At 74.8% G+C, this 26,194-nt stretch carries 24 protein-coding genes; 13 read left to right on the top strand and 11 right to left on the bottom strand.

All coding sequences use genetic code 11. From position 1 onward, the window contains the following. The first annotated feature begins 150 nt into the window (after positions 1 to 150). On the top strand, positions 151 to 759 hold the full coding sequence (locus tag ACGFZF_RS25950; protein ID WP_393557795.1) for a hypothetical protein: 609 nt from the start codon (positions 151 to 153) through the stop codon (positions 757 to 759). 82 nt (positions 760 to 841) lie between these two features. Then, positions 842 to 3,280 carry a right-handed parallel beta-helix repeat-containing protein gene (locus tag ACGFZF_RS25945; protein ID WP_393557793.1) on the top strand — a complete coding sequence of 813 codons (2,439 nt, stop codon included), beginning with the start codon at positions 842 to 844 and terminating at the stop codon, positions 3,278 to 3,280. Here the strand turns inward: ACGFZF_RS25945 and ACGFZF_RS25940 are convergent. Next, entirely contained in the window at positions 3,250 to 5,709 is a 2,460-nt protein-coding gene (locus ACGFZF_RS25940; RefSeq protein ID WP_393557791.1) for a hypothetical protein, read from the bottom strand. The two genes, ACGFZF_RS25945 and ACGFZF_RS25940, sit on opposite strands and share 31 nt — an antisense overlap. Positions 5,710 to 5,841: 132 nt before the next feature. On the opposite strand from ACGFZF_RS25940, the gene ACGFZF_RS25935 reads away from it, so the two are divergent. From ACGFZF_RS25935 to ACGFZF_RS25925, 3 genes are all read left to right on the top strand, one after another. Continuing rightward, on the top strand, positions 5,842 to 6,687 hold the full coding sequence (locus tag ACGFZF_RS25935; protein WP_393557789.1) for a DeoR/GlpR family DNA-binding transcription regulator: 846 nt from the start codon (positions 5,842 to 5,844) through the stop codon (positions 6,685 to 6,687). Further along, the gene (locus ACGFZF_RS25930; protein WP_393557787.1) at positions 6,684 to 7,121 is read left to right on the top strand and encodes an SRPBCC family protein; all 438 of its coding nucleotides are present in this window, start codon (positions 6,684 to 6,686) and stop codon (positions 7,119 to 7,121) included. The genes ACGFZF_RS25935 and ACGFZF_RS25930 overlap by 4 nt, the downstream gene beginning before the upstream one ends. Positions 7,122 to 7,261: 140 nt before the next feature. Then, on the top strand, positions 7,262 to 7,762 hold the full coding sequence (locus ACGFZF_RS25925; RefSeq protein ID WP_393557785.1) for an SRPBCC family protein: 501 nt from the start codon (positions 7,262 to 7,264) through the stop codon (positions 7,760 to 7,762). On the opposite strand, the gene ACGFZF_RS25920 is transcribed toward ACGFZF_RS25925, so the two are convergent. Continuing rightward, the gene (locus tag ACGFZF_RS25920; RefSeq protein ID WP_393557783.1) at positions 7,722 to 8,927 is read right to left on the bottom strand and encodes a PLP-dependent cysteine synthase family protein; all 1,206 of its coding nucleotides are present in this window, start codon (positions 8,925 to 8,927) and stop codon (positions 7,722 to 7,724) included. The genes ACGFZF_RS25925 and ACGFZF_RS25920 overlap by 41 nt on opposite strands. 175 nt (positions 8,928 to 9,102) lie before the next feature. Here ACGFZF_RS25920 and ACGFZF_RS25915 point away from each other — a divergent pair, with 175 nt between their 5' ends. Together ACGFZF_RS25915 and ACGFZF_RS25910 are read left to right on the top strand one after the other, a co-directional pair. Next, positions 9,103 to 9,420 (top strand): hypothetical protein, encoded by a 318-nt coding sequence (locus ACGFZF_RS25915; RefSeq protein WP_356602178.1) that lies wholly within the window; start codon positions 9,103 to 9,105, stop codon positions 9,418 to 9,420. A gap of 183 nt (positions 9,421 to 9,603) precedes the next feature. Then, complete coding sequence (locus ACGFZF_RS25910; RefSeq protein ID WP_393557781.1) at positions 9,604 to 10,212, top strand: ATP-binding protein; 609 nt, start codon at positions 9,604 to 9,606, stop codon at positions 10,210 to 10,212. Between the two features lie 137 nt (positions 10,213 to 10,349). On the opposite strand, the gene ACGFZF_RS25905 is transcribed toward ACGFZF_RS25910, so the two are convergent. The 3 genes from ACGFZF_RS25905 to ACGFZF_RS25895 form a co-directional block, all read right to left on the bottom strand. Further along, the gene (locus ACGFZF_RS25905; protein ID WP_393557886.1) at positions 10,350 to 12,878 is read right to left on the bottom strand and encodes an FtsX-like permease family protein; all 2,529 of its coding nucleotides are present in this window, start codon (positions 12,876 to 12,878) and stop codon (positions 10,350 to 10,352) included. A gap of 101 nt (positions 12,879 to 12,979) precedes the next feature. Next, positions 12,980 to 13,777, bottom strand: coding sequence for an ABC transporter ATP-binding protein (locus ACGFZF_RS25900; RefSeq protein ID WP_393557779.1), 798 nt, complete (start codon positions 13,775 to 13,777; stop codon positions 12,980 to 12,982). Beyond that, a complete protein-coding gene (locus ACGFZF_RS25895) occupies positions 13,774 to 14,064 on the bottom strand; it encodes an SHOCT domain-containing protein (protein WP_393557777.1) in 291 nt (96 codons plus the stop codon). The genes ACGFZF_RS25900 and ACGFZF_RS25895 overlap by 4 nt, the downstream gene beginning before the upstream one ends. A 161-nt stretch (positions 14,065 to 14,225) precedes the next feature. On the opposite strand from ACGFZF_RS25895, the gene ACGFZF_RS25890 reads away from it, so the two are divergent. Both ACGFZF_RS25890 and ACGFZF_RS25885 read left to right on the top strand, forming a co-directional pair. After that, on the top strand, positions 14,226 to 14,804 hold the full coding sequence (locus tag ACGFZF_RS25890; RefSeq protein ID WP_393557775.1) for a TetR/AcrR family transcriptional regulator: 579 nt from the start codon (positions 14,226 to 14,228) through the stop codon (positions 14,802 to 14,804). 166 nt (positions 14,805 to 14,970) lie between these two features. After that, on the top strand, positions 14,971 to 15,561 hold the full coding sequence (locus tag ACGFZF_RS25885; RefSeq protein ID WP_393557773.1) for a DUF4865 family protein: 591 nt from the start codon (positions 14,971 to 14,973) through the stop codon (positions 15,559 to 15,561). A 75-nt stretch (positions 15,562 to 15,636) separates the two neighbouring features. Here ACGFZF_RS25885 and ACGFZF_RS25880 read toward each other — a convergent pair whose 3' ends face one another. Beyond that, complete coding sequence (locus ACGFZF_RS25880) at positions 15,637 to 16,401, bottom strand: SAM-dependent methyltransferase (RefSeq protein ID WP_393557771.1); 765 nt, start codon at positions 16,399 to 16,401, stop codon at positions 15,637 to 15,639. Between the two features lie 237 nt (positions 16,402 to 16,638). Here ACGFZF_RS25880 and ACGFZF_RS25875 point away from each other — a divergent pair, with 237 nt between their 5' ends. After that, complete coding sequence (locus ACGFZF_RS25875) at positions 16,639 to 17,577, top strand: MerR family transcriptional regulator (RefSeq protein ID WP_393557769.1); 939 nt, start codon at positions 16,639 to 16,641, stop codon at positions 17,575 to 17,577. Between the two features lie 127 nt (positions 17,578 to 17,704). Here the strand turns inward: ACGFZF_RS25875 and ACGFZF_RS25870 are convergent, their stop codons facing one another. Both ACGFZF_RS25870 and ACGFZF_RS25865 read right to left on the bottom strand, forming a co-directional pair. After that, complete coding sequence (locus ACGFZF_RS25870; RefSeq protein WP_393557768.1) at positions 17,705 to 18,112, bottom strand: hypothetical protein; 408 nt, start codon at positions 18,110 to 18,112, stop codon at positions 17,705 to 17,707. Positions 18,113 to 18,361: 249 nt separating this feature from the next. After that, the gene (locus ACGFZF_RS25865; protein WP_393557767.1) at positions 18,362 to 19,588 is read right to left on the bottom strand and encodes an ROK family protein; all 1,227 of its coding nucleotides are present in this window, start codon (positions 19,586 to 19,588) and stop codon (positions 18,362 to 18,364) included. A gap of 159 nt (positions 19,589 to 19,747) precedes the next feature. Between ACGFZF_RS25865 and ACGFZF_RS25860 the strand changes: the two genes are divergently transcribed. After that, positions 19,748 to 20,977 carry an MFS transporter gene (locus ACGFZF_RS25860; protein ID WP_393557766.1) on the top strand — a complete coding sequence of 410 codons (1,230 nt, stop codon included), beginning with the start codon at positions 19,748 to 19,750 and terminating at the stop codon, positions 20,975 to 20,977. Between the two features lie 179 nt (positions 20,978 to 21,156). Further along, entirely contained in the window at positions 21,157 to 21,903 is a 747-nt protein-coding gene (locus ACGFZF_RS25855) for a maleylpyruvate isomerase family mycothiol-dependent enzyme (protein ID WP_393557884.1), read from the top strand. Positions 21,904 to 21,990: 87 nt separating this feature from the next. Here the strand turns inward: ACGFZF_RS25855 and ACGFZF_RS25850 are convergent, their stop codons facing one another. Then, the gene (locus ACGFZF_RS25850) at positions 21,991 to 22,389 is read right to left on the bottom strand and encodes a MarR family winged helix-turn-helix transcriptional regulator (protein ID WP_393557765.1); all 399 of its coding nucleotides are present in this window, start codon (positions 22,387 to 22,389) and stop codon (positions 21,991 to 21,993) included. A gap of 87 nt (positions 22,390 to 22,476) precedes the next feature. Between ACGFZF_RS25850 and ACGFZF_RS25845 the strand changes: the two genes are divergently transcribed. After that, a complete protein-coding gene (locus ACGFZF_RS25845) occupies positions 22,477 to 24,027 on the top strand; it encodes an MFS transporter (protein WP_393557763.1) in 1,551 nt (516 codons plus the stop codon). A gap of 157 nt (positions 24,028 to 24,184) precedes the next feature. Here the strand turns inward: ACGFZF_RS25845 and ACGFZF_RS25840 are convergent, their stop codons facing one another. Further along, positions 24,185 to 24,850 carry a response regulator gene (locus ACGFZF_RS25840; protein WP_393557761.1) on the bottom strand — a complete coding sequence of 222 codons (666 nt, stop codon included), beginning with the start codon at positions 24,848 to 24,850 and terminating at the stop codon, positions 24,185 to 24,187. Beyond that, complete coding sequence (locus ACGFZF_RS25835) at positions 24,847 to 26,109, bottom strand: sensor histidine kinase (RefSeq protein ID WP_393557759.1); 1,263 nt, start codon at positions 26,107 to 26,109, stop codon at positions 24,847 to 24,849. The genes ACGFZF_RS25840 and ACGFZF_RS25835 overlap by 4 nt, the downstream gene beginning before the upstream one ends. Positions 26,110 to 26,194: the final 85 nt, after the last annotated feature.

The following is a 26,194-nucleotide window of genomic DNA, read 5'->3' as shown; positions in this document are numbered from 1 at the left end:
CCCTCACCTGCGCCGTCACGCCCCGTCGGGCACACGCGGAGGGGGCGCGCCGGTTCGCCCGGCGCGCGGGGAACCCACCACCGGGTCACACTCGTTGGGGAAGCTGTCGCACCGGGTGCGGCGGCCCGGACGAGCAAGGGGGTGGAGCGTGTGCGCGCAGTCACCGGGATCTGGCGCTGGAGACACAATCCCCTGCGCCGGAGGACCGATCTGATCGAGGCGTGGGTCGCCTTCACGGCCGTCGTCCTGCTCGCCCTCGCCGTGCCCGCGGTCGGATGGATCGCCGGGGCACGGACCGACGCCTCGCTCCAGCAGGCGGCTCGGACCCAGCACGAGCAGCGGCAGCGGACCACCGCCCGGGTGGTGCGGGCGACCGACACCCCCGCCTCCGGTCTGCACAGCTCCGGGTCCGACGGCGACGAGCCCCTGCGCCGGGCCGTGGTGGCCCGCTGGACCGCGCCCGACGGGACGTCCCGGACGGGAACGGTCTCCACCCGCCGCGAGCTCGCGGACCCGGGTGACACCTTCCCGATGTGGACCGACCGGGGCGGACGCCCGGCGACGCCGCCGATGCAGTCCGGAACGGCCCGTGCGCACGCCCTCGTCGTCGGCCTCCTCGCGACGGCCCTGGCGGCCGTGTTCGTGGAGGCCTCACGGCGTCTGGTCGTGCGACGGCTCGTGCAGGGACGGTACGAACGTCTCGACCGCGCCTGGGCCAAGGCCGGTCCCGACTGGGGGCGTACGGGCGCGGGCAGCTGACCCGTCAACCCGGCCCCTCCGCGCGCGCTACGGTGGGGCATCGGATCAGCGACGACGCATGAGGCGGGGGCAGAGCACACCCATGGCACAGGGCACGGTCCAGGTGACGCACACCGGCACATCGCGGTGGCGACGCCGCACGGGCGAGTACGCCTCCCTCGCCGCCGCCCTGGAGGCCGCCGCCGACGGGGACGTCCTCACCGTCGCCCCCGGCACGTACCGGGAGAACCTCGTCATCCGACGGGCCGTCACCCTGCGCGGGCCCGAAGGCGGTGTCGGGCCGGTCCGGATCGCTCCGGTGGACGGTGTGCCGCTGACCGTCCGGGCCTCGGCGACGCTCCAGGACCTGCACGTGGAGGGGCAGGACGCGGCGGCGCCCGCGGTGCTCGTCGAGGAGGGCACTCCGGAACTGCTGGACCTGCGGATCGTGACCCGCTCGGCGGCCGGCATCGAGGTGCGCGGCGCCGCGAGACCCACCGTCCGGCGCTGCACCGTCGACAATCCGGCGGGGGTCGGTATCGCCGTACTCGACGGCGCGGGCGGGGTGTTCGAGGAGTGCGAGGTCGTCGCGGCCGGCCAGTCCGGCGTCTCGGTCCGCGGCGGGGCGCATCCCCGGCTGGAGCGCTGCCGGATCCACCACGCCTCGGGTGCGGGGATCACCGTCAACGGCGAGGGCAGCGGCCTGGAGGGCGTCGGCTGCGAGGTGTACGAGATCAAGGGCACCGGCCTCCAGATCGCCGCCCGGGCCGCCGCGCACCTCTCCGACTCCTCGGTGCACCGCACCTCGGCCGACGGCATCACGCTGGACACGGACGCGGTGCTGACGCTGTCCGACTGCGACATCCACGACATCCCCGAGAACGCGGTGGACCTGCGCTCGCGCTCGGTGCTCACGCTGACCCGCTCCACCGTGCGCCGCTTCGGCCGCAACGGCCTGTCGGTATGGGACCCGGGGACCCGGGTCGACGCCAACCAGTGCGAGATCCACGACAGCACCGGCGACTACCCGGCGGTCTGGGTGAGCGACGGCGCGACCGCGGTGCTCGACTCCTGCCGCGTGCACGACGTGCCGGACGCCCTGTTCGTCCTCGACCGGGGCTCGCGGGCCGACGTCGTCGACAGCGATCTGTCGCAGGTGCGCAACACCGCCGTCTCGGTGAGCGACGGGGCGACCGCGCAGCTGGACGACTGCCGGATCCGGGAGGCGTCCACCGGCGCCTGGTTCCGGGACCACGGCAGCGGCGGCACCCTGGCGGGCTGCACCATCGACGGCGTGCAGACCGGGGTCATCGTCACCAAGGGCGCCGACCCCACGATCGAACGCTGCACGGTCACCTCGCCCGCCGAGGCCGGCTTCTACGTGTCGGCGGAAGGCCGCGGCTCCTTCGTCGGCTGCCGGGTGACCGGCAGCGGCGGCTACGGCTTCCACGTGATGGACGGCTGCCGCTCGACGCTGCGCGGCTGCCGCACGGAGCGGTCGGCGCGGCGCGGGTACGAGTTCGCCGAGGGCGGCTCGGCGGGCGAGGGAGCGAACGGCGGCCCGGTGGTGGAGGACTGCACGAGCGACGAGAGCGGGGTGCGGAAGGCTCCGGCCGACAGCGCGGGCGCGACCGTCCTGACGGCCACGCAGACGCCGGGCCTGCTCGGGAACGTTCCCGTGCCGCGTACGGCGGCGGTCGCCCCGCCGTCCGCTCCCGCGCCGGAGCCGGCACGTTCCTCGAACGACGTGCTGGGCGAACTGGACGCGCTGGTGGGCCTGGAGAGCGTCAAGCACGAGGTCCGCACCCTCACCAACATGATCGAGGTCGGCCGCCGGCGGCAGGAGGCCGGACTCAAGGCCGCCTCCGTGCGCCGCCACCTCGTCTTCACCGGCAACCCCGGCACGGGCAAGACGACCGTGGCCCGGCTCTACGGCGAGATCCTCGCCTCGCTGGGCGTGCTGGAACGCGGGCACCTCGTCGAGGTGTCCCGGGTCGACCTGGTCGGCGAGCACATCGGCTCGACGGCGATCCGCACCCAGGAGGCCTTCGACCGGGCGCGAGGCGGCGTGCTGTTCGTCGACGAGGCGTACGCCCTGTCCCCCGAGGACTCGGGGCGGGACTTCGGGCGGGAGGCGATCGACACCCTGGTGAAGCTGATGGAGGACCACCGGGACGCGGTCGTGGTGATCGTCGCCGGCTACACCGCCGAGATGGACCGCTTCCTGACCGTCAACCCCGGTGTCGCGTCCCGGTTCTCCCGGACCATCAGCTTCAGCGACTACGTGCCGGACGAGCTGCTGCGGATCGTGGGGCAGCAGGCCGACGAGCACGAGTACCGGCTCGCGGAGGGCACCGGCGAGGCGCTGCGCACGTACTTCACCGAGCTGCCCAAGGGCCCGGCGTTCGGCAACGGCCGTACGGCGCGCCAGACGTTCGAGTCGATGGTGGAGCGGCACGCCGGCCGGGTCGCCGCGCTCGCCGACGCGAACACGGACGACCTGACCCTGCTCTATCCCGAGGACCTGCCGGAACTCCCCTGATCGGTGCGGGCGGTGCCGCGCTGCCGCGGCAGGGCGGGCGGCAGCCGGTCGAGCAGCGCGGCCCGTTCGGCGGCGAAGACGGGGTCGGCCTGGTAGTCGGAGTGGCCCAGGATCGGTTCGGGCAGGGGGTGGGCCGGCGTGCGGCCGTACTCGACGGGGTCGAGGAGGACGGGACGGTCGACGGCCGGCCGGTCCCCCTCCGCCGGCACCCGTACGGGGCCGCCGATCGGGTCGGTGGCCCGGTGGAGGTTGCTCCAGCAGTGCACCGTGCGGTGCAGGCCGCGCAGCGGTCCCGGGCCGAAGTAGGCCGGGAACCAACGCCCGTAGAGCCGCTCCAGTGGTGAGCCGTAGGTGAGCAGCGCGACGCGCTTGCGGGTCGCCGGCGGCAGCTGCCAGACCGCCGCCGCGGCCAGGACACTGCCCTGCGAGTGGCCGGAGATGACGAGCCGGCCGCCGGTGTGGCGGGTCCAGGAACTCATCCGCCAGGTGAGGTCCGGAACGGCCCGCTCGGCGTAGCAGGGCGGGGCGAAGGGGTGCGCGGCCCGGGGCCAGAAGGTGCCCACGTCCCAGAGGATGCCGATGGTGCGGCGCGCGGAGGCGTCCTTGTAGGCGCGTCGGCCCCAGGTGACGAACAGTATGAAGCCGAAGCCGATCATCCAGGAGCCCAGGGACTGGGCGGTGTCGGCGGCCGACGCGATCGCCGGGTGGGCCCCCTCGAAGGCGCGTCCCGGCACGGCTCCGCCGATCCAGGCCCCGGCGACGGACGCGGCGCCCAGGAACAGGGTGGCGCCCGAGACGATGCCCACGAGCGGCGGCGCGAAGTCCGTGAGGCCGGCGCGGGCCCGGGTCGCGGCGATCCGCCCGGTGCGCACCGGGTCCGGGGTGTCGGTCGCGTACACGGCCTCGACGACGGGGCCGAGGCGGCGGGCGGCGCGTGCGGTGCGTACGGCGAGGAGGAGGGCCGGCACGAGCAGCATCACGAGCAGCACGGGGATGACGGACGCCTGCCAGCTCAGCAGCACGGGCGGGCCGATGGGAGAGCCGTCGCCCATGCCCGGGGTGGCCGAGCCGTCCAGCCAGTCGGCGACGCGCTGGGCGACGCCTCCGGACATCACGCCGCCCAGGGCGCAGGCGAGCATGGCGACCGCCGGGCCGCCGAGGCCGAGGAGCGCGGTGCGGGATTCGGGCCGGCGGCGGTGGAGGAGGGCGACCGCGGCGAGGGCCACGACGAGGCCGCCCTGGACCAGGGTGAGGGCCCCGAAGGTGGTGTCGCCGGGGAGGGTTCCGGCGGAACGCCACTCGGGGCGGGACCAGCAGGCGTGCGGGACCGCGAGGGCGAGCAGCAGGAGGGAGGCGCAGGGCAGCCAGGACACCAGGACCCGTTCCAGGCGCAGGTCGAGCCGCCGCTCGCTGCGGCCGCGGCGGCAGACGACCCAGAGGACGACCGCCGCGAGGACGACGACGGCCGCCTGCAGCCCCCATCCGAAGTCCGTGCGCAGCGCGTCGGGGGCGGTGGCCCGGTCGTGGCGGGCGGCGGCGCCGGTGAGGGCCGCCGTGACGGTCAGGAACCCGGCGGCGGTGTGGGCGGCGCGCAGCCGGGCGACGAGCCGGCGGCCGTACCAGAATCCGCGGCGCCCCAGGGCGGGACGGAGCTCGGTCGGCAGGGCGGCCTCCGGGGGCCCGGCGGGTTCGTCGTCCGCCTCGGCCCCGGGGTCGGCGTCGGTGGCCGGATCGGCCGGCTCGCCGCGTCCGGCGGCGGATTCGGCGGGCTCCGCGAAGGGAGGGGCGTCGTCGTAGGCGGTGGGCGGGCGCTGTGCCTCGTAGGCGCTCCAGGTCCGGTTGGAGAGGTACCAGAGCAGGCCGACGAGCGCGGCCGGGACGACCGCGGCGAGCGCGAGCCGGCGTCCCGGCTGGGACCACCAGCCGCCCCTTTCGGCGGAGAGGAAGCCCAGCCAGGAGCGGTCCTGCGCGCAGGCGGCGTCGCCCGCGCACTGCCAGGCCGTCAGGTCGAGCGCGACCTCGCACGCGGCGGCGGTGAGCAGCACGGTGAGGGTGAGGGCGACGAGCCGGACCAGCACCCCGTACAGCCGCACGAGACCGGGGCGGTCCGGGGCGGGCGGGCGCATCCAGTGGGCGAGGTTGGCGACCATGAAGGGCAGGAGGAGCAGCCACAGGGCGCGGGCGCCGTTGCCGGAGGTGAGGTTGGACCAGCAGTACGCCTCCGGGACCGGACGTTCGGCGTAGCGCTCCGGGTGGTCCTCGGCGTCGAGGTCGTCGCAGCGCCGGTACATGGCGGCGGTCGCGTCGCCGGTCACCCGCACCGTCCGCGGGTCGTCCAGCATGTCCTGCGGCGTGGCCCCGCCGACACCGTGGACGAGGAGTTCGAGCGCCGCGCCCCCGTTCTTCGGGGACGGTGTGGCAGGGGACACTTCGGTGTCTCGCTCTCTGGGTGGGAGGATTCGACGGCAGGCAACAGGATCGCGGAAGGCCGGGCACCCGTGCACGGCTCCTCACGGAATCCGACGCCAATCCCCCAGTCCCCTTCGGAAGGACCGTCATCGGTGGTCAGCGACCAGCAGAACCTCCTCGCGGAGCAGCGGCGCGCCCTCATCCTGGACGAGGTGCGGCGACGCGGCGGTGTCCGGGTCAACGAGCTGACGCGGCGGCTCAACGTCTCGGACATGACCGTCCGCAGGGACCTGGACGCGCTGGCGCGGCAGGGTGTCGTCGAGAAGGTGCACGGCGGCGCGGTGCCGGTCGTCGAGACGAGCACGCACGAGCCGGGGTTCGAGGCCAAGTCGGCTCTGGAGCTGGGCGCCAAGGAGGAGATCGCGCGGACGGCCGCGCGGATGGTCGCGCCCGGTACGGCGATCGCCCTTTCGGGGGGTACGACGACGTTCGCGCTCGCGGCGCAGCTGCTGGACGTGCCGGATCTGACGGTGGTGACCAACTCGGTCCGGGTGGCGGACGTCTTCCACGCGGCACGCCGGCCCGGCTCCGGTGAGGCCCGCCCGGGCGCGGCGACCGTGGTCCTGACGGGCGGGGTGCGGACCCCGTCGGACGCGCTGGTGGGCCCGGTGGCCGACCAGGCGATCCGTTCGCTCCACTTCGACGTGCTGTTCCTCGGCGTGCACGGGATCTCGGTCGAGGCGGGCCTGTCCACGCCGAACCTGGCGGAGGCCGAGACGAACCGGCGCCTGGTGCGCTCCGCGCGCCGTGTCGTGGTGCTGGCGGACCACACCAAGTGGGGGACGGTGGGGCTGAGTTCGTTCGCCCGGCTCGACGAGGTGGACACGCTGGTGACGGATGCGGGGCTGTCGGCGCAGACCCGGTCGGAGATGGCGGAGCACCTGCCGGGGCTGGTGGTGGCCGGCGAGCGGGAGCGGGCCGAGGGCGACGGCCGGTGAGCTCCTTCCGGATCGAACGCGTCACGGGCCTGCCGGCCGGGGACGCGTGGCGGCGGCTCACGGACTGGCCGGCGCACGGCGAGCGGGTGCCGCTGACCTCGACCCGGCTGCTGACCGCGGGCCCGCCCGGGGTGGGCACCCGTTTCGTGGCCCGGACGGCGATCGGGCGGCTCGGCGTCGACGACGTGATGGAGGTCGTCCGCTGGGAGCCGCCGGAGCCGGGACGGCCGGGCGTGTGCGGGCTGGAGAAGCGCGGCCGGGTGGTCCTGGGCCGTGCCGTGATCGAGGTGCACGGCACGGCGGACGGCGGCTCGCGCGTGGTCTGGTGTGAGGAGCTGCGGGTGCGCGGAGTGCCGCGCCTCGTCGATCCGGTGCTCGCGTTCTCGGGACGGCGGCTGTTCGGCCGGGTGATGGACGGACTGCTGGGCATCTGACGGGCCGGCGACTATGGTGTGCGCACTTCGGCCCGCTCCCGGGTCCCGTCCGGGGAGCGGCGTCGTCCGCCCGGGGGCGGGACCCAGGGCGTCCGGAGCCCGACACGATCGGCATCACACCTGCTGGGGAGGTACGGTCCATGGCACGCCGACTCAGGCCGGTGGAGCTCGACTTCGTCGCGTCCGCGCCCGCACGCCTGGTGTTCACGGCCGAGTTGGCGGCCCCGCCGGGCGCCGTCTACCGGTCGCTGGCGGAGGAGGTGGGCAGTTGGCCCGCCTGGTTCACGGCCGTGGCCTCGGCCCGGCCGACCGCCGGCGGGGCCGGCCGGACGGTCGCGCTGCGGGGCGGGGTGTCCTTCCAGGAGACGATCATGGCCGCCGAACCCGACGTCCGGTACGCCTACCGGGTCGACGAGACCAACGCGCCCGCCGTACGGGCCATGGTGGAGGAGTGGAGCCTGTCCCCCGCCGGTCCGGGCACCCGGGTCCGGTGGACGATGGCGGTGGACGGCCCCGCGCCGTACCTGCTCGCGATGCGGCTGGCACGGCCGGGCGTCGGCTGGTCCTTCCGCGACGCCATGCGCCGGCTGGACCGCAGGCTCACTCCGGCCAGGCACCCGTCTCCAGGAAGCGGTCGATAGCGGCGGCGTACGGCGCGATGTCCAGGCCCTGTTCGGCCAGCCAGGCGTCGGAGTAGTACTTGTCGAGGTAGCGGTCGCCCGGGTCGCAGATGAGCGTCACGACGCTGCCGGTGCGGCCGTGCTCGACCATCTCTGCGACGATCTTGAGGGCGCTCCACAGGCCGGTGCCGGTCGATCCGCCGGCCTTGCGGCCGATCGCGGCCTCCAGGGCGCGGACGGCCGCGACGCTGGCCGCGTCGGGGACCTTCATCATCCGGTCGATGGCGCCGGGCACGAAGCTGGGCTCCATGCGGGGCCGGCCGATGCCCTCGATGCGGGAGCCGCAGTCGGACGTGGCGTACGGGTCGTTGCGCGTCCAGCCGTCGAAGAAGCAGGAGTTCTCGGGGTCGGCGACACAGATGCGGGTGTCGTGCTGCATGTAGTGGACGTAGCGCGCGATGGTGGCGGAGGTGCCGCCGGTACCGGCGGTGGCCACGATCCAGGCCGGCTCGGGGTAGCGCTCCAACTTCAGCTGCTGGTACATCGATTCGGCGATGTTGTTGTTGCCCCGCCAGTCGGTGGCCCGCTCCGCGTAGGTGAACTGGTCCATGTAGTGGCCGCCGGTCTGCGCGGCGAGGGCCGCGGACTCCTCGTACATCTTGCGGGAGTCGTCGACGAAGTGGCACCGGCCGCCGTGGAATTCGATCAGCCGGCACTTCTCGGGGCTGGTGGTGCGGGGCATCACGGCGATGAAGGGCACGCCGATCAGCTTGGCGAAGTACGCCTCGGAGACGGCCGTCGAGCCGCTGGACGCCTCGATCACGGGCTTGCCGGGGCGGATCCAGCCGTTGCACAGGCCGTAGAGGAAGAGCGAGCGGGCGAGCCGGTGCTTGAGGCTGCCGGTGGGGTGGGTCGACTCGTCCTTGAGGTAGAGGTCGATGCCCCACTTCTCCGGGAGCGGGAAGCGCAGCAGGTGGGTGTCGGCGGACCGGTTGGCGTCGGCCTGGACCTTGCGGACGGCCTCCTTCAGCCAGGCGCGGTACGCCGGGTCGCTGCGGTCGACGTCGACGGTCGCCGGGGCGGTGGCCGACGGGTCGGTGGTCGCCGTGCCGGTGACCGACGGGGTGGTGTTCGCCGCGCCCGTGCTGCCCGCACCGTCCGCCGCGCTGTTCTCCGTGGTGCTCATGCGTCGCTCTCCAAGCCGTGGCCACAAGGTCTTCCACTGCCGAAGATAACTCCCTCACCTGCACAAACGTTCACTTTGGGGGTCCATAGGAGTCGCTTGCAGAAGGGCCTCTGGTGCACCCGGCGCGCGCCCGGCACACTGGTCGGAGGAACCGGCACGAAGGGGGCGGAGAGTGATGGCGGAGCCCGAGTTCACCGCGACGGGGGTCCGGATCGAGCGCTGGCCCCGGTCGCTGACCAGGGCGGGCGAGGTCCGGATCGAGGACGGCAGGCTGTCGTTGCTGACCAGCTACGGCAGCGAGATCGACAGCGCACCGGTGGACGCGGTGCGGGCGGGCCGTCCGTGGTTCGCCAAACCGGACGAGACGGTGGCGACGGTGAACGGCACGCGCTACCGCCTGACCATGGACGGGCCGCAGGACCGCGACTCCGGACCGGGGCGCTTCCTCGACGCGCTGAAGAAGGCGGCCGGTCGGCGGGGCGGGAACGTCTGAGACGTGGGTGACCTGCGGCGGGTCGCCGCAAGTTGCGGGCCGGTCACCACTGGTTCACGCTGGAACCACCTCACTGAGGGTTGAGCGGTGGTGACGCTGTGAACCAGCCCGCCGCCGCAGTGCGCAGCGCATGAAAGATCCGATCCTTCGTCTTCTTCCGGACTACTTCGGGGAGTCGCAGCCGTGATCAGCGAGCCCAGCAGGCACTGCACGGTGGAGCTCCAAGCCCTGCCGTCGCGGATCGGTCAGGTCCGCAGAATCGTATCGGCGCATCTGCGCTACTGGCATCTCGACGCCTTGGTGGACCACGCGGCGCTCGGTGTCACCGAGCTCCTCACCAATGTCCACCGGCACGCACAGCCGGACAAGCGGTGCACCGTGGAGATCGAGCTGCTGCTCGACCGCCTCACCGTGTCCGTCCGTGACCACGACCCGCGAATACCGGCCGTCGGCGGTGCGGCGGCGGCCGGGGGCCCCGCCTCCGAGGCCGTCGACGACCTCGCCACCTCGGGCCGTGGACTGGCCATCATCGAGGCGTTCAGCGAGAGCTGGGGCATCCGGACGCACGGGGAGGCCGGCAAGGTCGTCTGGTTCACCCTCCCGGCTCCCGTCCCGGCGGCCGCGGTCCCCTCCCGGTCGCACGCCGTCTACGGCGCCACGACCGAGGGCCCCTTCATCGGCCACACCCGCTACCGGGGATCCCACGGCAGCAGTCTGGACGGAATCGAGTTCGGCACCCCCACGGTGCCGGCCCGCGCCCCGGCCGCCGCCCGGTCGGTCCTCGCGAGCTGAGACGCGGACGGGTGGCCGAGCCGTCTTCGGCGGCGGCTGGGGAGCGCCGTGTATCAGGCCCGATCAGTGGACACCGCGAGCCCGGCAGGATCGGCAGGACACTCCCCGGGGGAGCGGCGTGTGCCGCCCCCGGGACGTCACTCCGTCGCGATCGCCCGCAACACGTCCACGCGTGCGGCCCGGCGGGCCGGCCGCCAGGCGGCCAGGGCGCCCGCCGTCAGCCCGACCAGTGCGACGACGGCGAGCTGCGCGGGCGGTACGGCGAAGGCGAACGCGCTGTCGCTCGCCCCGTCGGACGCCTCGACCAGCACCCACCCGAGGAAGCCGCCCAGGGCCAGCCCACCCGCCGTCCCGAAGGCCGCGACCAGGACGGCCTCCCAGCGGACCATGACCCTCGACTGCCGCCTGGTCTGGCCCACGGCCCGCAGCAGGCCCAGCTCACGGGTGCGTTCGTGGACCGCGAGGGTGAGCGTGTTGGCGATGCCGAGCAGGGCGATCAGCACGGCGAGGGCCAGCAGCGCGTAGACGAGCGTCAGCATCATGTCGATGCCGCTCGCCGAGGAGGCGGCGTACTCGTCCCGGGTCTGCACCTCGGGGTCGCCGTACCGCGCGGCGGTCCTCTCGACGGCCGCCTTGCCCGCGTCGGCGGAGACGCCGTCCGCGAGGCTCACGGCGACGAGGGTGTCGGCGTCCTGCCCGCGGTGCGGGGCCCATGCCTCGCGGGTCAGGACGTAGTCCCCGGCCAGTTCGGACCGCTGGTAGACGGCACGGACCGTGAAGGCGTGCCGGGTGCCGTCGGTGAAGACGACCCGGGTGGTGCCGCCGGGCCGCAGTCCGGACCTCTCCGCCTCCGCCGCGGCGACGGCGATGCCGTCCGTGCCGAGTCCGCCCAGTGAGCCGTCGACGGCGCCCAGGTCGAGGGAACGGGCGAGCGCGGCCGGATCGGTGACGGTCAGGGCGCGGCCCCGGCCGTCGATCTCCGCCACGCCGCGGCCGAGACCGACGGCGCTCTCCACCTCGGGCAGCCGGTCGAGCGCCGGCGCGAGGCGGGGGCTGAGCCCGTTTCCGCCCGCGCCGAACGAGGGGGTGCCGACGGCCAGGTCACCGGCGAAGGACCGCGAGACGGTCTGGTCCATGGTCGCCTTGAGCGAGGCACCGAAGACGGTGAAGAGGGAGACGACGGCGACGCCGATCATCAGCGCGGTCGCGGTGGCGGCGGTCCGTCTCGGGCTGCGCAGCGCGTTGCGCCGGGCGAGCCCGCGGGCGGCCCCGCGCAGCGGCGCCCCGAGGAGCCGCACCGCGTACGACGCGGCCACCGGGCCGAGTACCACGAACGCCGTGAGTGCCAGGACCGCTCCGGTCGCCGCGAGCCACAGCGACGGGGTCCCCAGGACTCCGCCGAGGACCAGGCCCACCGCCCCGAGCAGCAGCGCCGCTCCGGCCCGAGTCCGCGCCCGGGAGGCACCCGCGTCGTCCACGGCCGTCTCCCGCAGCGCCGCGAGCGGCGCCGTGCGTCCGGCCTTCACGGCGGGCAGCAGGGCGGAGCCGGCGCAGACCAGGACGCCGACCGCGAACGGCAGCGCCATCGAGAGGACGCCGATCACCAACGGGCCCTCGGGGAAAGGGAAGCCGATGGCCGGGAACAGCGCCTGGAGGCCGGCCGCGATGCCGATCCCGCCGGCCAGCCCGGCGGCGGAGGCGGCCAGACCGACCGCCACGGCCTCGGCGAAGGTGGCGCCGACGACCTGCCGCCGGGAGGCGCCGAGGGCGCGCAGCAGCGCGTTCTCCCGGGTCCGCTGGGCGACGACGATCGCGAAGGTGTTGTGGATGGAGAAGACGGAGACGAGGAGCGCGACCCCGCTGAACACCAGCAGGAAGGTGGTGAAGAGGGTCAGGAACCGTCCGGAGATCATCTCCGTGTTCTCCTCGGCCACCCGCTGCCCGGTGACGGCCTCGGCTCCGTCGGGAAGCACCGGGTCCAGGGCGTCGACGAGCTCCTGCTGCGAGGTGCCGGGACCGGCCCGGACGAGGATGTCCGTCGCCTCGCCGGGCTTCGGCATGAGGTACTTCTCGGCGTCCGCGCGGGTCAGGCCGGTGTAGGTGACCTGGGCCATGCCGTCCTCGCCCCCGAAGGTGGCCAGGCCCACCACGGTCACCTTCACCGGGTCGGGGGTGCGCAGCGTCGTCGTGTCGCCCACGGACAGCCCGCCGGCCTCGGCGGCGCCGCGGTTGACCACGACCTCGCCGGACGTCCGCGGCGCGCGGCCCTCGGCCAGGGCGTACGGGTTGAGGACGGGGTCCTCGATCCAGTTGCCCGCGAGGGTGGGCGGGCCCTGGCCGCCGACGGGGTCGCCGTCGGCGCCGACGAGCCGGCCGGCGCCCTCGATGCGAGGGACGGCCGCGGCGACGCCGGGCACCGCGGCGATCCGGTCCGCGAGCGAGGCGGGGACGCGGCTGCGGGTGCCCTGCCCCTCCCCCGCGACCGTGACCACGCCGGTGCTGCGCACGACGGCGTCCGTGCCGGCCCCGGCGGTGCCGAACAGCGAGTCGAAGCTCGCGCGCAGGGTGTCGCCCATGACGAGGGTGCCGGTGAGGAGGGCTACCCCCAGCAGGACGGCGGTGAACGTGCCGGCGAAGCGCCGCCGGTGGGCGCGCAGCCCGGACAGGCTGAGCCGGAGCGAGGTACGGGCGGGGCTCGCGGGGCGGGTGGGGGCGCCGGCCCGGGCAGGGGTCCCGTCGTCGGTGCGATGGGTGCTGCGGCGTGTCGTCACGACCTCGCCTCCTGGGTACGGGTGCCGCCGTCGAAGGCCTTCAGGCGGTCGAGGACCCGCTCGGCGGTGGGTTCCGGCATCCGGTCGACGAGCCGGCCGTCCGCGAGGAAGACCACCTCGTCGGCGTGGGCGGCGGCGACCGGGTCGTGGGTGACCATGACGACCGTACGGGCGGTCCGGCGCACCGCCCGGCCGAGCAGGCGCAGGACCTCCTCGCCCGAACGCGAGTCGAGGTTGCCGGTCGGCTCGTCCGCGAAGACGACGTCCGGCGTGCCGGCGAAGGCGCGGGCGACGGCGACGCGTTGCTGCTGGCCGCCGGAGAGTTCGGCGGGCCGGTGGTGCAGGCGGTCGCGCAGGCCGACGGTGTCGATCAGCACCTCCAGCCACTCCCGGTCGGGGGCGGTGCCGGCCAGGTCCAGGGGGAGCGTGATGTTCTCGGCGACCGTGAGGGTCGGCAGCAGGTTGAACGCCTGGAAGACGAAGCCGACGCGTTCGCGGCGCAGCAGGGTCAGGCGGTGGTCGTCGAGGGTGGAGAGGTCCGTGTCCCCGATGAGGGCCGCACCCGACGTGAGGGTGTCGAGCCCGGCCGCGCAGTGCATGAGGGTCGACTTCCCCGAGCCGGAGGGGCCCATGATCGCGGTGAAGCGTCCGGCCGGGAAGTCGACGCTGACTCCGTCCAGGGCCCTGACCTCGGTGTCTCCGTCGCCGTAGACCTTCACGGCGTCGACGACGCGCGCGGCGGCGCGGGTGGTGTCCGGGACCGGGGTGGTCTCCGTGGAGGCGGACGTGCTCATCGCGTGCGCCCCTCGGACCCGGCGGAGCGGCCGAACTGCTCCTCCAGGACGGTCAGCCGGCGCCAGTACTCGTCCTCGTCGATCTCGCCGGCGGCGAAGCGGCGGCCCAGGAGCGCGATCGGGGACCGCTCGTCGTGGGCCGGGCGGCCCCAGGGGCCCCGGCCTCGGGACGGGCCGATGCGTCCGGTCCGGCGCAGCACGGTGACCACGGTGACGATCACGGCCGCCCAGACGAGGGGGAAGAAGAGGACCCAGGGGCCGGGTCCCGCGTGGGCCAGTGTGTTCATGATCTCTCAGCTCCTCGTGCGTCGTGCCGACTGCGTGTGCCGGTGCTTCGAGACTCGCGCGGGGAGGGGGTCCGGGTCGTCGTACGGCCAGCGGCTCCGCCCGTACGACGCGGGGAGTAGAGGTGGCCGTGACGACTGCTCCCGGTTCTGTACCTACTGGTATGTACACTCGCCGTATGAGTACCTCCGAGCGACTGGTCGAGGCCACCCGCGAGCTGCTCTGGGAGCGCGGCTACGTCGGCACCAGCCCCAGGGCGATCCAGCAGGCCGCCGGGGCCGGGCAGGGCAGCATGTACCACCATTTCGCCGGCAAGCCCGATCTGGCGCTGGCCGCGATCCGGCGGACGGCCGAGGAGATGCGGGGCGCGGCGGAGGCCGTCCTCGGTGGCGGCGGTTCGGCGTACGAGCGCCTGGAGGCCTATCTGCTGCGCGAGCGCCCGGTGCTGAGGGGCTGTCCGCTGGGCCGCCTGACGATGGACCCCGACGTCCTCGCCGACGAGCGGCTGCGGGCCCCGGTCGACGAGACTCTCGACTGGCTGCGCGGCCGGATCGCCGACGTCGTCCGGGAGGGTCTGGCCACCGGGGAGTTGGCGGGTCCGCTCGAACCGGCCGAACTGGCGGCCACCGTCGTGGCGACCGTCCAGGGCGGCTACGTGCTCGCCCGCGCGGCGGGCTCGCCGGCCGCCTTCGACGCGGCGGCGCGGGGACTCCTCAGCCTGCTCGCGCCCCGCGCGACCTGACGGCCGCGCACACGACCCGACCCGCTCCGCCCGACCCGGGGCCCGTCCACCCCGAGAAGTGCCCGCAGGCCCGGAGGAGTACACCGCTCACGGGGCCCGACGCCACCCGCGGCGCCCGGGCGGTCCTCCGTATTGCCTCCCGCCCGAGAGAACCGGAGAGCGCCCGATGCACGCGATGCAGTACGAGATCACCCTGCCCGCCGACCACCCCATGGAGATCATCCGCGAGCGGGTCGCCACCCGGGGCCACCTGCTGGACGACTTCCCGGGGCTCGGGCTCAAGGCGTACCTGATGCGCGAACAGGCGGACGGATCGCCGGTGAACCAGTACGCCCCGTTCTACCTGTGGGTGCGGCCGGAGGGCATGCACGCGTTCCTGTGGGGTCCCGGCTTCCAGGGGATCGTGCGCGACTTCGGCCGTCCGGTGGTGCAGCACTGGGCGGGGCTGGCGTACGGCGAGGGCCCGGCGGCGCCGCACGTCCCGCGGACCGCGACGCGCCGCACGCTCCCCGTGCCGCAGGGCGTCGCGCCGGCCGAGGCGGTCGCCGGGGCGCTGGCACGGCAGGCCCGCGAGGCCCGGGAGGAGGGCGTCGTGGCGAGCGCGGTGGCGGTCGACCCGCGGCACTGGGAGCTGCTCCACTTCACGCTCTGGGCGGCGGACGGAAGGGACGTGCCGGCGGACCGGGGCGACCGCTTCCAGGTGCTCCACCTCTCCGCGCCGGAGCGGTCGGAGCTGCGCGGGTGGCGGCAGGCGTGAACCCGGGCGGGCCTGCGCTGCGGACGGCCCGGCGGGCCGCCGGCGGCGCGGGCCCACCCAGGGCGCCAGGGCCGGTCAGTCCACCGGAACCAGGGTCAGGTAGGCGATGCCGAGCACGTTCCGGTAGCCCTTCAGCCAGCCCGCGCGCTGCCCGTCGACGCGCTCGCGGGTCTCCGTGGCGAGCGGGTGGCCGGGGTTCGCCGCGAGCCAGACCTCGGTGTCGTGGCGGTAGCCGGACTCGAACTCCTCCCACTCCTCGCGGCTCGCCGTCTCGATCCAGGCGGGGCGGAAGCCCGCCTCGATCGCCAGGTCCACGAGCGGACCGAGGAGGAGGTGGTCGTCGGGGCGGGCGCCGGGCCACATCCCGGCGAGCTCCTCGTCGGTCGGGGTGCGCTCCCAGAACCCCTCGCCGAGCACGACCCGGCCGCCGGGACGGACGAGGCGGCGCAGTTCGCGGAGGGCCGCCGCGGGATCGTGCGGGAGGTCGGGGTCGCACAGGGCCTGGCTGGAACCGAGGCAGAGGATCGCGTCGACCGGTCCCCGCGTGGTGCCGAGCGCCGACTCCTCGACGAACTCGACGCGATCGGCCAGCCCCTTCTCCTCGGCGAGGAGCCGGCCCCGGGCCAGGTCCTCGGCGTTGATGTCGATGCCGACACCGCTCGCTTCGGGCGCGGCCTCCAGCACCCGCATCAGCAACTCGCCCCAGCCGCTGCCGATGTCGAGGACGGTCGCGGGCGAGGCGGCGGCGATCCGCTCGATCATGCGGACGGCGCGGTCCTCGGAGAGCGGGCCGTGGAAGGTCAGGTTGCCGAGACGCGGCGGAAGATCAAGATCGGTCATAGGGTCGGACGGTACGCCGTGCGCGCCCCGCCGACCAGCGAATTCGACCTGCCCGAGGCTCGCCCGCCGACGGAACGGGGCATTCGATCCGGTTCGGGCGCGGCACCGTTCGCGAGAATCCGGACACCGCGCCGACGGCTCGGATCGACGCGAAGGCCGACCTGCTGCCCGACGGCCGCCCGGCAACCGCTCTCGTGGGCTTGAGTCTCCGGCAGGGGGAGACCGGAAGGTGGGGACATGAACGGCCACACGCTCTACTCGATCGGCGAGCTGGCGCGGCGAACGGGCACCGCGGTCAAGACCGTCCGCTTCTATTCCGACGCCGGGCTCGTGCCGCCCACCGACCGCAGCCCGGCCGGGTACCGCCTCTACGACGACGAGGCCGTCGCCCGGCTCGACCTCGTACGAACCCTGCGCGACCTGGGAGTGGACCTCGCGACCGTCCGGAAGGTCCTGGACGAGGAACGCACGCCGGCGGAGGTCGCCGCGGCGCACGCGGAGGCCTTGGCCGTGGAGATCCGCGTCCTGCGACTGCGACACGCGGTGCTGACCGCTGTGGCGAAGCGCGGGGCCACACTGGAGGAGACACATCTGATGCACCGGCTGGCCAAACTCTCCGCAACCGAACGCCGACGGCTGGTCGGCGACTTCCTCGACTCCGCCTTCGAGGGCGTGGGCACCGGCCCCGCGTTCGCGGGGGTCGTGCGCTCGATGACTCCGGAACTGCCGGACGACCCCACCACCGAACAGGTCGAGGCCTGGGTGGAACTGGCCGAGCTGTCGCAGGACCCGGACTTCCGCGCCCATGTGCGCCACCTGGCCGAGGACCGGGCGGCCGACGCTCAGGCCGGCCCGCCCTCGCCGCACGACGACGTGGCCGCGATCGTCCGCGACGAGATCGCCCCGGCCGTGGCGGCCGGCATCGATCCGGTCTCGCCCGGGGCCGAGCCGCGCGTCTCGGCCCTCCTGACCCGCTGCGCGCACCTCCTCGGCCCCATCGACGACGGCACCGGCCGCCGGCAGCGGCTCCTGACCCGGCTGGAGGGCCTGAACGACCCGCGCCGGGAGCGGTACCTCGCGCTGCTCGCGGTGGTCAACGACTGGCCCGCCCCGGAGAGCCTCCGGCCGGTGCTCGGCTGGTCGATCGACGCGCTGCGGGCACGGCCGGAGGGCTGACGGGCCGCCGGCGGGCGCGTGTCACCGGGTACGGCCGCGGGCTCCGGCTCCCCCGGCCGGCCCTCGGCCCGGCGGAACGGTCCAGGGGCGGGCCGGCGCGGCCGACCGGCGGCTCGCTCGCCGGTCGTCAGCTCGACCTGGGGGCGGGGTGCAGCAGCATGCGCGGGAACAGCGCCTGGACCAGGGCCACGGTGCTGAGGGCGAACATCACCACGCCCAGGGGGACATGGAGCCCGGGCACGTGGGCGACGCCGAGTGCCACTTGCGCCGAGGCGAGCAGGAGGAAGCCCGTGGAGTACAGGACGGGGCGGGGGGAACCACCGCCGAGGCGCCACGCCAGCACGGCGGCGAGGACGTACAGCATGCAGGCGGCGTACATGACCCGCGAGCCGATGTCGTGGAGGAGGTAGCCGTGGGAGGAGGTCAGGAGCGCTCCGGCGGTGGACGCCTGGAAGAAGAGGGTCAGGGTCTGCAGGCCGACCGCGGCCCTGAGGAACGCGGCGGTGCGGGGGGCGGTCGACGGCTGTCTGTTCACGGTGGTCTCCTCCGTTGGCCCTGATGGCCCGGCATGAGGCCGGGTCATCCACTCGTACACAGGACGCCTCGGGGGCACGTCCTGTGACATCTCCCGGCCCGCGAATGGAGAGATGTGGATCACATCCGCTCAGGGCGTGGGGAGCGCGGGCGCCTGGACGAACGGTTCGTCGGAGACACGTTCCCCGGACGGGTTCGGGGTGAGGACGGCCTCCACCGGCTCCAGCACGCCCCGTCCGGCCCCCGAGGGTCAGGACCGAGGTCGTCCCAGGGCCGCCAGCGGGTCGTCCAGGACGGGCTGCCAGGCCAACTCCGCCGCACCGACCAGGCTGTTGTGGTCGAGGGTGCAGGGCAGGATCGGTACGCCGCCGCTGCGGCCCCACAGGCTGCGGTCGGCGACCACCGCGCGCAGGCGGCTGGGGTCGGCGTCGAGGAGTTCGCGGTGCAGGCCGCCGAGGATGATGCGGTCCGGGTTGAGGATGTTCACCAGACCTGCCAGGCCCAGGCCCAGACGGTCGATCAGCTCCTCGGTGGCCGCCCGGACCCCGGGGTCGTGGGGACTCGTCCGAAGCAGGTCGCGGGCCTGCTGGAGCAGGGAGACCTCCGGGCCCGGGGCGCGCCCCGCGACCGTCAGGAAGGCCAGCGGGTCGGTCTCGACGTCGAGGCATCCGCGGCTGCCGCAGTGGCAGGGACGGCCCTCGGGGTTGACGGTGAGGTGGCCGACCTCCAGAGCGAGGCCCGAACTTCCCGTGTGCAGACGCCCGTCGAGCACGAGTGCGCCGCCGACGCCGCGGTGACCGGTCGCGACGCACAGGAGGTCCTTCGCGCCCCGGCCCGCGCCGTGGCGGTGTTCGGCGAGGGCGGCGAGGTTGACGTCGTTGCCCGTGAAGGACGGCCCTTCGATGCCGGCGGCGCGGACGCGTTCGGCGAAGATCTGCCGGACCGGGGCGCCGGCGGGCCAGGCGAGGTGGAGGGGGTTGAGCGCCGTGCCCTCCGGTTCGGCGACGGCGGAGGGCGCCGCCAGCCCGGCGCCGACACAGCGGCGGCCGCTCGCCGCCAGGAGTTCGGCGCCGGCGTCCACGACCGCGCCGAGGACCTGCGCAGGGTCGGCGGAGACGGTGACGCAGCCCGGCGCAGTGGCGACGAGGGTGCCGCCGAGGCCGACGAGCGCGGCCCGGAAGCCGTCGGCGTGGACCTGCGCGGCAAGGACGACGGGGCCCTTCTCGTCCACGGCGAGCCGGTGCGAGGGGCGGCCCTGCGACCCGGCGGCGGCGCCGGGGTTGGAGTCGACGCGGATGAGGCCGAGCGCCTCCAGCTCGGCGGCGACGGCGCCGGCGGTGGCCCGGGTGACCCCGAGCTCGGCGGTGAGCACGGCACGGGTGGGCGCCCGGCCGGTGTGCACCAGTTCCAGCGCGGGTCCGAGCGCGCTGCGCCCCCTGTCCAGACGTGTCCGCGTCGTCGTCGCCTTGCCGTTCATGGGGGCGAGTCTCCCATGATCGGGCGGCCCCTCGATCCCGCCGGGTCCGGGCCGGCCGGGGCGGTGGCGGAAACGCGACGCAGCGCCGGACGGCCTCCGCATCCCGCCCCCTCGCCTCCTCGGTTGAATTCCGGACCCGTACACCCCTATCCTGAGTTTGTGCCGCTACTAAACAAAGTACGGACGGCCGCACCGGGGGGCCTCGGCGGAGACACCGCCTCTCCCTCCCTGTCCCGCCTCCGCTCCGCCCTGACCCTGTTCTTCGCCCTCGACGGCTTCCTGTTCGCCGGCTGGGTGGTCCGGATCCCCGCCATCAAGCAGCAGACCGGTTCCTCCGCGGGCGACCTCGGGCTCGCACTGCTGGGCGTCTCGGCCGGCGCCGTGGTGACGATGACGCTCACCGGACGGCTCTGCCGGCGCTACGGCAGCCACGCCGTCACCGTCGCGACCGCCGTCCTGCTCTCCCTCTCGATCGCCCTGCCCGCCCTCACCCGTTCACCGCTCTCCCTGGGGCTCGTCCTGCTGGTGTTCGGGTCGGCGTACGGCGGCATCAACGTCGCGATGAACAGCGCCGCCGTCGACCTCGTCGCGGCGCTGCGCCGGCCGGTGATGCCCAGCTTCCACGCGGCGTTCAGCCTCGGCGGCATGCTCGGCGCCGGACTCGGCGGGCTCGTCGCCGGCAGCCTCTCCCCCGCGACCCACCTGCTCGGCCTGACCGTCCTCGGTCTGCTCCTGACGGCCGCCGCCGGTCCCGTACTGCTCCGGGAGCCGTCCCCCGCCCTCCCGGAGACGGTCCCCGCCGCCGACCGGCCCCGGGACGGAACCGGCAGGACCGGCGCCCGCGGCGCGGTCGTCGTCTTCGGCGTGATCGCGCTGTGCACGGCGTACGGCGAGGGCGCGCTGGCCGACTGGGGCGCACTCCACCTGGAGCAGGACCTCCACGCGCACCCGGGCGTGGCCGCCGCCGGCTACGCGCTCTTCGCCCTGACGATGACGGCCGGCCGGCTCTCGGGCACGGCGCTGCTGGAGCGCCTCGGCCAGACCCGCACCCTGGTCGCGGGCGGGACGACGGCCGCCGCCGGCATGCTGCCGGCCGCACTCGCCCCGAACGTCTGGGTCGCCCTGCTCGGCTTCGCGGTGACCGGCCTCGGCCTCGCCAACATCTTCCCGGTCGCCGTGGCGCGCGCGGGCGCGCTCGCCGGTCCGAGCGGGGTGGCCGCCGCCTCCACGCTCGGCTACGGCGGCATGCTGCTCGGCCCGCCGTCCATCGGCTTCCTCGCGGACTGGTTCTCGCTCCCCGTGGCCCTGACCACCGTGGCCGCACTGGCGGCCGGCGCCGCCGTGATCGGGTACGCGGCCCGCAACACCCGGGCTCCCGAGGCGGATTGACCTCGCCTCTCCGCCGCGGGGCAGGGTCCGCCGCACAGCGGCGGAGCGAGCCCCCGGGCCGGCTCCGGACACGAAGAAGCCGGCTCCGGACGCGAAGGGGCCTCCCCGGCCGGCACGCGGACCTCCCCGCGCCCGTCCGGGCGCCGGCAGAATGACGGCTCATGGACAGCGCGGAGATCATGCAGCCGGCCGAGCACATCGACGCCCTGGAGGCCGCGGGCCGCCTGCTGGCCGACGTGGCGGCGGAGGCCGGGCCCGACGCCGAGGTGCGCACCTGCCCCGGTTGGCGGGTGCGGGACCTGCTGCGGCACACGTCGATGGTGCACCGCTGGGCCACGGCGTTCGTGGCCGAGGGCCGCACCGCGTACCACCCCGACGGCGGCGAGCCCGCGCTGGACGGCGAGGAGCTGCTCGCGCACTACCGCGAGGGCCACGCGCTGCTCGTCGCCGCCCTTCGGGCGGCTCCGGCCGACCTGGAGTGCTGGACCTTCCTGCCCGCGCCCTCGCCGCTCGCGTTCTGGGCCCGCAGGCAGGCCCACGAGACGACGATCCACCGGGCGGACGCCGAGTCCGCCCTGCCGGCCGGGCTCCCCGGTGCGGTCGACCCGCTGCCTGCCGTGGACGGGATCGACGAGCTGCTGCGCGCCTTCCACGGCCGCGCCCGCAGCCGGGTGCGTACGACCGAGCCGCGGACCCTGCGCGTACGGGCCACGGACACCGGTGACGTGTGGACGTCACTGCTGTCGACGGAGGCGCCGCGGACCGAGCGGACCGGGGAGGGCGTGGCGGACTGCGAACTCAGCGGCCCGGCCGACCGGCTGCTGCTGATGCTCTGGAACCGGCTGCCCGCGTCGGCCGTGTCGGTGACCGGCGACGCCTCGCTCGTACGGCTGTGGCGGGAGAAGTCCGCCGTCACCTGGTCGTAGGGCGTGGAGGCGGCGGCGCCGGAACGGCCGTCGTCGCGGGCCCGGGAAGACCGCCCGGACAGGACCCGGCCGGCCGGACCCCGAACCTCAGCCGGTCTCCTCCAGCATCCGGGTCAGGACCTCGCGCTGGACGGGCAGCACCTCCGCGTGCCGCTCCCGGCCCGCGTCCGTCAGCTGGACCCGCACGCCGCGGCGGTCCTCCGGGCACATGGCGCGGACGACGAGCCCGTCCTTCTCCAGGCGGGCGATGAGCCGGGACAGGGCGCTCTGGCTGAGGTGGACGCGCCCGGCCAGTTCCTGGACGCGGCAGGCCAGGTCGCCGTCCGCCGAGGCGCGCTCGGCGAGCACGTCGAGGACCTCGAAGTCGCTGGCGCCGAGTCCGTGCGGGTGCAGGGCCCGGTCGAGTTCGCACGTGGTCCGTGCGTGCAACGCGAGGACGTCCCGCCACTCCTGTACGAGTGCGCGCTCGGACTTGTTCGCTCCCATGACCGCACGTTAGCAGAGAAGACGCCTTTTGTTGCATCGGAATTAAATGCGTTTGCATTCAATGCACGCGCATGTACCGTGCTGCTCATGACCACTCCGCTCACCGCCTCCCCGCCGCAGGAACGTTGGAGCCCCCGCCTCTGGGGCACCCTGCTGGTGTTCTGCGCCGCGATGTTCCTCGACGCCCTCGACGTCTCCATGGTCGGCGTCGCCCTCCCGTCGATCGCCACCGATCTCGGCCTGTCCACCGCCACGCTGCAGTGGATCGTCAGCGGCTACATCCTGGGATACGGCGGCCTGCTGCTCCTCGGCGGCCGCGCCGCCGACCTGCTCGGCCGCCGCCGGGTCTTCCTGATCGCGCTGGCCGTCTTCGCCCTCGCCTCACTGCTCGGCGGACTCGTCGACTCCGGCCCCCTCCTGATCGCCAGCCGCTTCATCAAGGGCCTGAGCGCCGCGTTCACCGCGCCCGCCGGCCTGTCGATCATCACGACGACGTTCAAGGAGGGCCCGCAGCGCAACCGCGCCCTGTCCATCTACACCACCTGCGCCGCGACCGGCTTCTCGATGGGCCTCGTCCTCTCCGGCCTGCTCACCGAGCTCAGCTGGCGCTGGACGATGCTGCTGCCCGCGCCGATCGCCCTGGTCGCCCTCGCCTTCGCCGTCCGCCTGATCCCGCACAGTGCCCGCGAGCGCGGCCACGGCGGCTACGACCTGCCCGGCGCCGTCACGGGCACGGCCGCGATGCTGCTGCTGGTCTTCACCGTCGTCCAGGCACCCGAGGCGGGCTGGGCGTCCGCCCGCACGCTGCTGTCGTTCCTGGCGACCGGCGTCCTGCTGGCGGCCTTCGTCGCCATCGAGCGGCGCAGTCCCGGACCGCTCGTGCGACTCGGGGTGCTGCGGTCGGGTTCGCAGGTGCGGGCGCAGCTCGGCGCCGCCGCCTTCTTCGGCTCGTACGTCGCCTTCCAGTTCATCGTGACCCAGTACATGCAGTCGCTGCTCGGCTGGTCGGCCCTGCAGACGGCACTGGCCTTCCTGCCGGCGGGCGCCCTGGTGGCCCTGTCGTCCACGAAGATCGGCGCGGTGGTGGACCGCTTCGGTACGCCCCGGGTGATCGCGACCGGCTTCACCCTGCTCGTCGTCGCCTACGCCCTCTTCCTGCGGATCTCGCTCACCCCGCAGTACGCGGCCGTCGTCCTGCCCTCGATGCTGCTGCTCGGCTCCGCCTGCGCCCTGGTGTTCCCGTCCCTCAACATCCAGGCCACGAACGGTGTGGAGGACCACGAGCAGGGCATGGTCTCCGGCCTGCTCAACACCTCCATCCAGGTCGGCGGCGCCGTGTTCCTGGCCGTGATCACGGCCGTCATCACGGCGAACGGCGGCGAGGCCGGCTCCGCGCGGGACCCGCAGGCCGTCCTCGACGGCTTCCGTCCCGGCCTGGCCGTCGTCACGGTCATCGCCCTGGCCGGCCTGCTGATCACGCTGCCCGGGCTGCGCACCCGCCGGGTGCGGGACTCGCGAGTGGTGGCGGGCTCCGCCCCGGCGCCGACCGCGCCCGGGCAGTCGGCCCCGGAGCAGGCCCGCCCGGGGAAGGCGGCCCAGGAGAAGACGCCCCCGGAGCCGGTCGCGGTCCGCGACTGACCCCGGGTGACGGGGGGGGCGGCGCGGGCGCCCCGGGTCCTGACGCCGGGACCCGCGCGCCGTCGCGTCCCCCGCCGTCGCCTCCCCCGCGCCGTCGCCTCCCACGGCGGGGGCCCGGGCCGTCCCCGGCGGTGACACCGGGTGGGCCGGACGGGACTCAGCCCAGCCAGCCGGGCCGGACGAGCCCCGACTCGTACGCCAGCACGACGAGTTGGGCCCGGTCCCGCGCTCCGAGTTTCACCATCGTGCGGCTCACGTGGGTCTTGGCGGTCAGGGGGCTGACGACCAGGCGCCGGGCGATCTCCTCGTTCGACAGGCCGATGCCGACGAGGGCCATCACCTCCCGCTCGCGCTCGGTCAGTTCGTCCAGTCCGACGGCCCCGGCGGGCTCCTTGGACCGGGCGGCGAACTCCTCGATCAGCCGTCGGGTGACCCCGGGCGACAGCAGCGCGTCGCCGTCGACGACCGCACGTACGGCCCGCAGCAGCTCCTCGGGTTCGGTGTCCTTGACGAGGAAGCCGGACGCGCCGGAGCGGATGGCCTCGAAGACGTACTCGTCGAGCTCGAAGGTGGTCAGCATGACCACCTTGACGGCGGCGAGCTCCGGGTCGCCGGTGATCCGGCGGGTGGCCGCCAGGCCGTCGAGGAGCGGCATCCGGATGTCCATCAGGACCACGTCCGGGCGCAGTTCGCGGGCCCGCGCCACCGCCTCTCCGCCGTCGGCGGCCTCACCCGCCACCCGGATGTCCGGCTGGGCGTCCAGCAGCGCGCGGAACCCTGCCCGTACGAGCGACTGGTCGTCGGCGAGCAGGACGCTGATCACGAGGTCTCCTCAGGGCGTACGGGGAGGACGGCACGCACCCGGAAGCCGCCGTCCGGGCGGGTGCCCGCCTCGATCGTGCCACCGAGGGCCGCGGCCCGCTCCCGCATTCCGGCGAGCCCGTTGCCGCTCCCTCCCGCGTCGCCACCGGTGGCGGGCCCCTCGTCGTCGATCCGCAGCTCCAGCGTCCCGGGGGTGTGGCCGATCACGACCCTGGCGGTACGGGAACCCGAGTGCCGGACCACGTTGGTGAGCGCCTCCTGCACGATGCGGAAGGCGGCGAGGTCGGTGCCGGGCGGCAGCGGCACCGGGTCCCCCTCGGTCGCGGTCTCCACGGTCAGCCCGGTGGACGCGGCCTGCGCGACGAGTTCGGGCAGCCGGTCGAGGCCGGGCGCGGGGGCGCGGGGCGCGTCCCCGGGGGTGCGCAGGGTGGCGAGGACCTGACGTACCTCTCCCAGCGCCTCCTTGCTGGCCGCCTTGATGGTGGTGAGGGCGGTGCGGGCCTGTTCGGGGTCGCTGTCGAGGAGGGCGAGACCGACGCCCGCCTGGACGTTGATGACGGAGATCGAGTGGGCGAGGACGTCGTGCAGTTCACGGGCGATCCGCAGGCGCTCCTCGTCGGCCCGGCGGCTTTCGGCGGCGGCGCGTTCGGCGCGCTGCTGGGCCCACTGCTCACGGCGGACCCGGACCAGTTCGGAGGCGGCGAGGACGGCCACGACGAAGGCGGCGACGGGGATCTCCTGACCCCACGGGCCGGGGCCGTCACCGGCCGGCGGGAGATGGCGGTAGAGCCAGTGGGAGACCAGGAGATGGCCGGCCCACAGCAGCCCGAGAGCCCACCAGGCCGCGCGCCGGTGGCCGTGCACGATCGCGGCGTAGCAGGCGACGGCGACGGTGAGGAAGACCGGTCCGTAGGCGTATCCGGCGGCGAAGTAGGCCAGCGTCAGCGCGGCGACCCCGAAGACCACCGGCACCGGACGGCGGTGACGCCACAGGAGGAGCGCGGACCCGGTCAGCAGCAGCACGCGGCCGAGGGCGTCGAGCGCCTCCCGGTCGGGCTGGTTCCGCGCCGCGAAGCCGGAGCCGATGAGGACGAAGGCGGCGAGGAGGACGGTGGAGAGCCAGGGCAGGGCGCCGCCCGGCTCGCGCTCGGCCCAGCGCCAGGCGCGCGGCGGTCCGCCCCGGCCGTGTGGGCCGCAGGGCGGACCGCCGCGCGCGCCTCGGTCAGGGCCGGGTGTCGGCTGTGGGTCCATGCCCGCCACGCTAGACGCGCGGCGGCGGCGCGGGCGTCACCCGGACGTGGTGATCACGCCTACTCCCGCGGGAGTAGACCGTACGGCCGGGGGC

Source organism: Streptomyces sp. NPDC048338, assembly GCF_043201055.1.
Lineage (GTDB): Bacteria > Actinomycetota > Actinomycetes > Streptomycetales > Streptomycetaceae > Streptomyces.
The sequence above is the reverse complement of the archived record's forward strand: the minus strand, read 5'-3'. Positions and strand labels throughout refer to the sequence as shown.

Bases quoted from the DNA above. Each gene is read 5' to 3' on its own strand.
- ACGFZF_RS25945 (WP_393557793.1), top strand. From the start codon at position 842: ATGGCACAGGGCACGGTCCAGGTGACGCACACCGGCACATCGCGGTGG.
- ACGFZF_RS25925 (WP_393557785.1), top strand. From the start codon at position 7,262: ATGGCACGCCGACTCAGGCCGGTGGAGCTCGACTTCGTCGCGTCCGCG.
- ACGFZF_RS25920 (WP_393557783.1), bottom strand. From the start codon at position 8,927: ATGAGCACCACGGAGAACAGCGCGGCGGACGGTGCGGGCAGCACGGGC.
- ACGFZF_RS25915 (WP_356602178.1), top strand. From the start codon at position 9,103: ATGGCGGAGCCCGAGTTCACCGCGACGGGGGTCCGGATCGAGCGCTGG.
- ACGFZF_RS25900 (WP_393557779.1), bottom strand. From the start codon at position 13,777: ATGAGCACGTCCGCCTCCACGGAGACCACCCCGGTCCCGGACACCACC.
- ACGFZF_RS25895 (WP_393557777.1), bottom strand. From the start codon at position 14,064: ATGAACACACTGGCCCACGCGGGACCCGGCCCCTGGGTCCTCTTCTTC.
- ACGFZF_RS25890 (WP_393557775.1), top strand. From the start codon at position 14,226: ATGTACACTCGCCGTATGAGTACCTCCGAGCGACTGGTCGAGGCCACC.
- ACGFZF_RS25885 (WP_393557773.1), top strand. From the start codon at position 14,971: ATGCACGCGATGCAGTACGAGATCACCCTGCCCGCCGACCACCCCATG.
- ACGFZF_RS25880 (WP_393557771.1), bottom strand. From the start codon at position 16,401: ATGACCGATCTTGATCTTCCGCCGCGTCTCGGCAACCTGACCTTCCAC.
- ACGFZF_RS25875 (WP_393557769.1), top strand. From the start codon at position 16,639: ATGAACGGCCACACGCTCTACTCGATCGGCGAGCTGGCGCGGCGAACG.
- ACGFZF_RS25865 (WP_393557767.1), bottom strand. From the start codon at position 19,588: ATGAACGGCAAGGCGACGACGACGCGGACACGTCTGGACAGGGGGCGC.
- ACGFZF_RS25855 (WP_393557884.1), top strand. From the start codon at position 21,157: ATGCAGCCGGCCGAGCACATCGACGCCCTGGAGGCCGCGGGCCGCCTG.
- ACGFZF_RS25850 (WP_393557765.1), bottom strand. From the start codon at position 22,389: ATGGGAGCGAACAAGTCCGAGCGCGCACTCGTACAGGAGTGGCGGGAC.
- ACGFZF_RS25845 (WP_393557763.1), top strand. From the start codon at position 22,477: ATGACCACTCCGCTCACCGCCTCCCCGCCGCAGGAACGTTGGAGCCCC.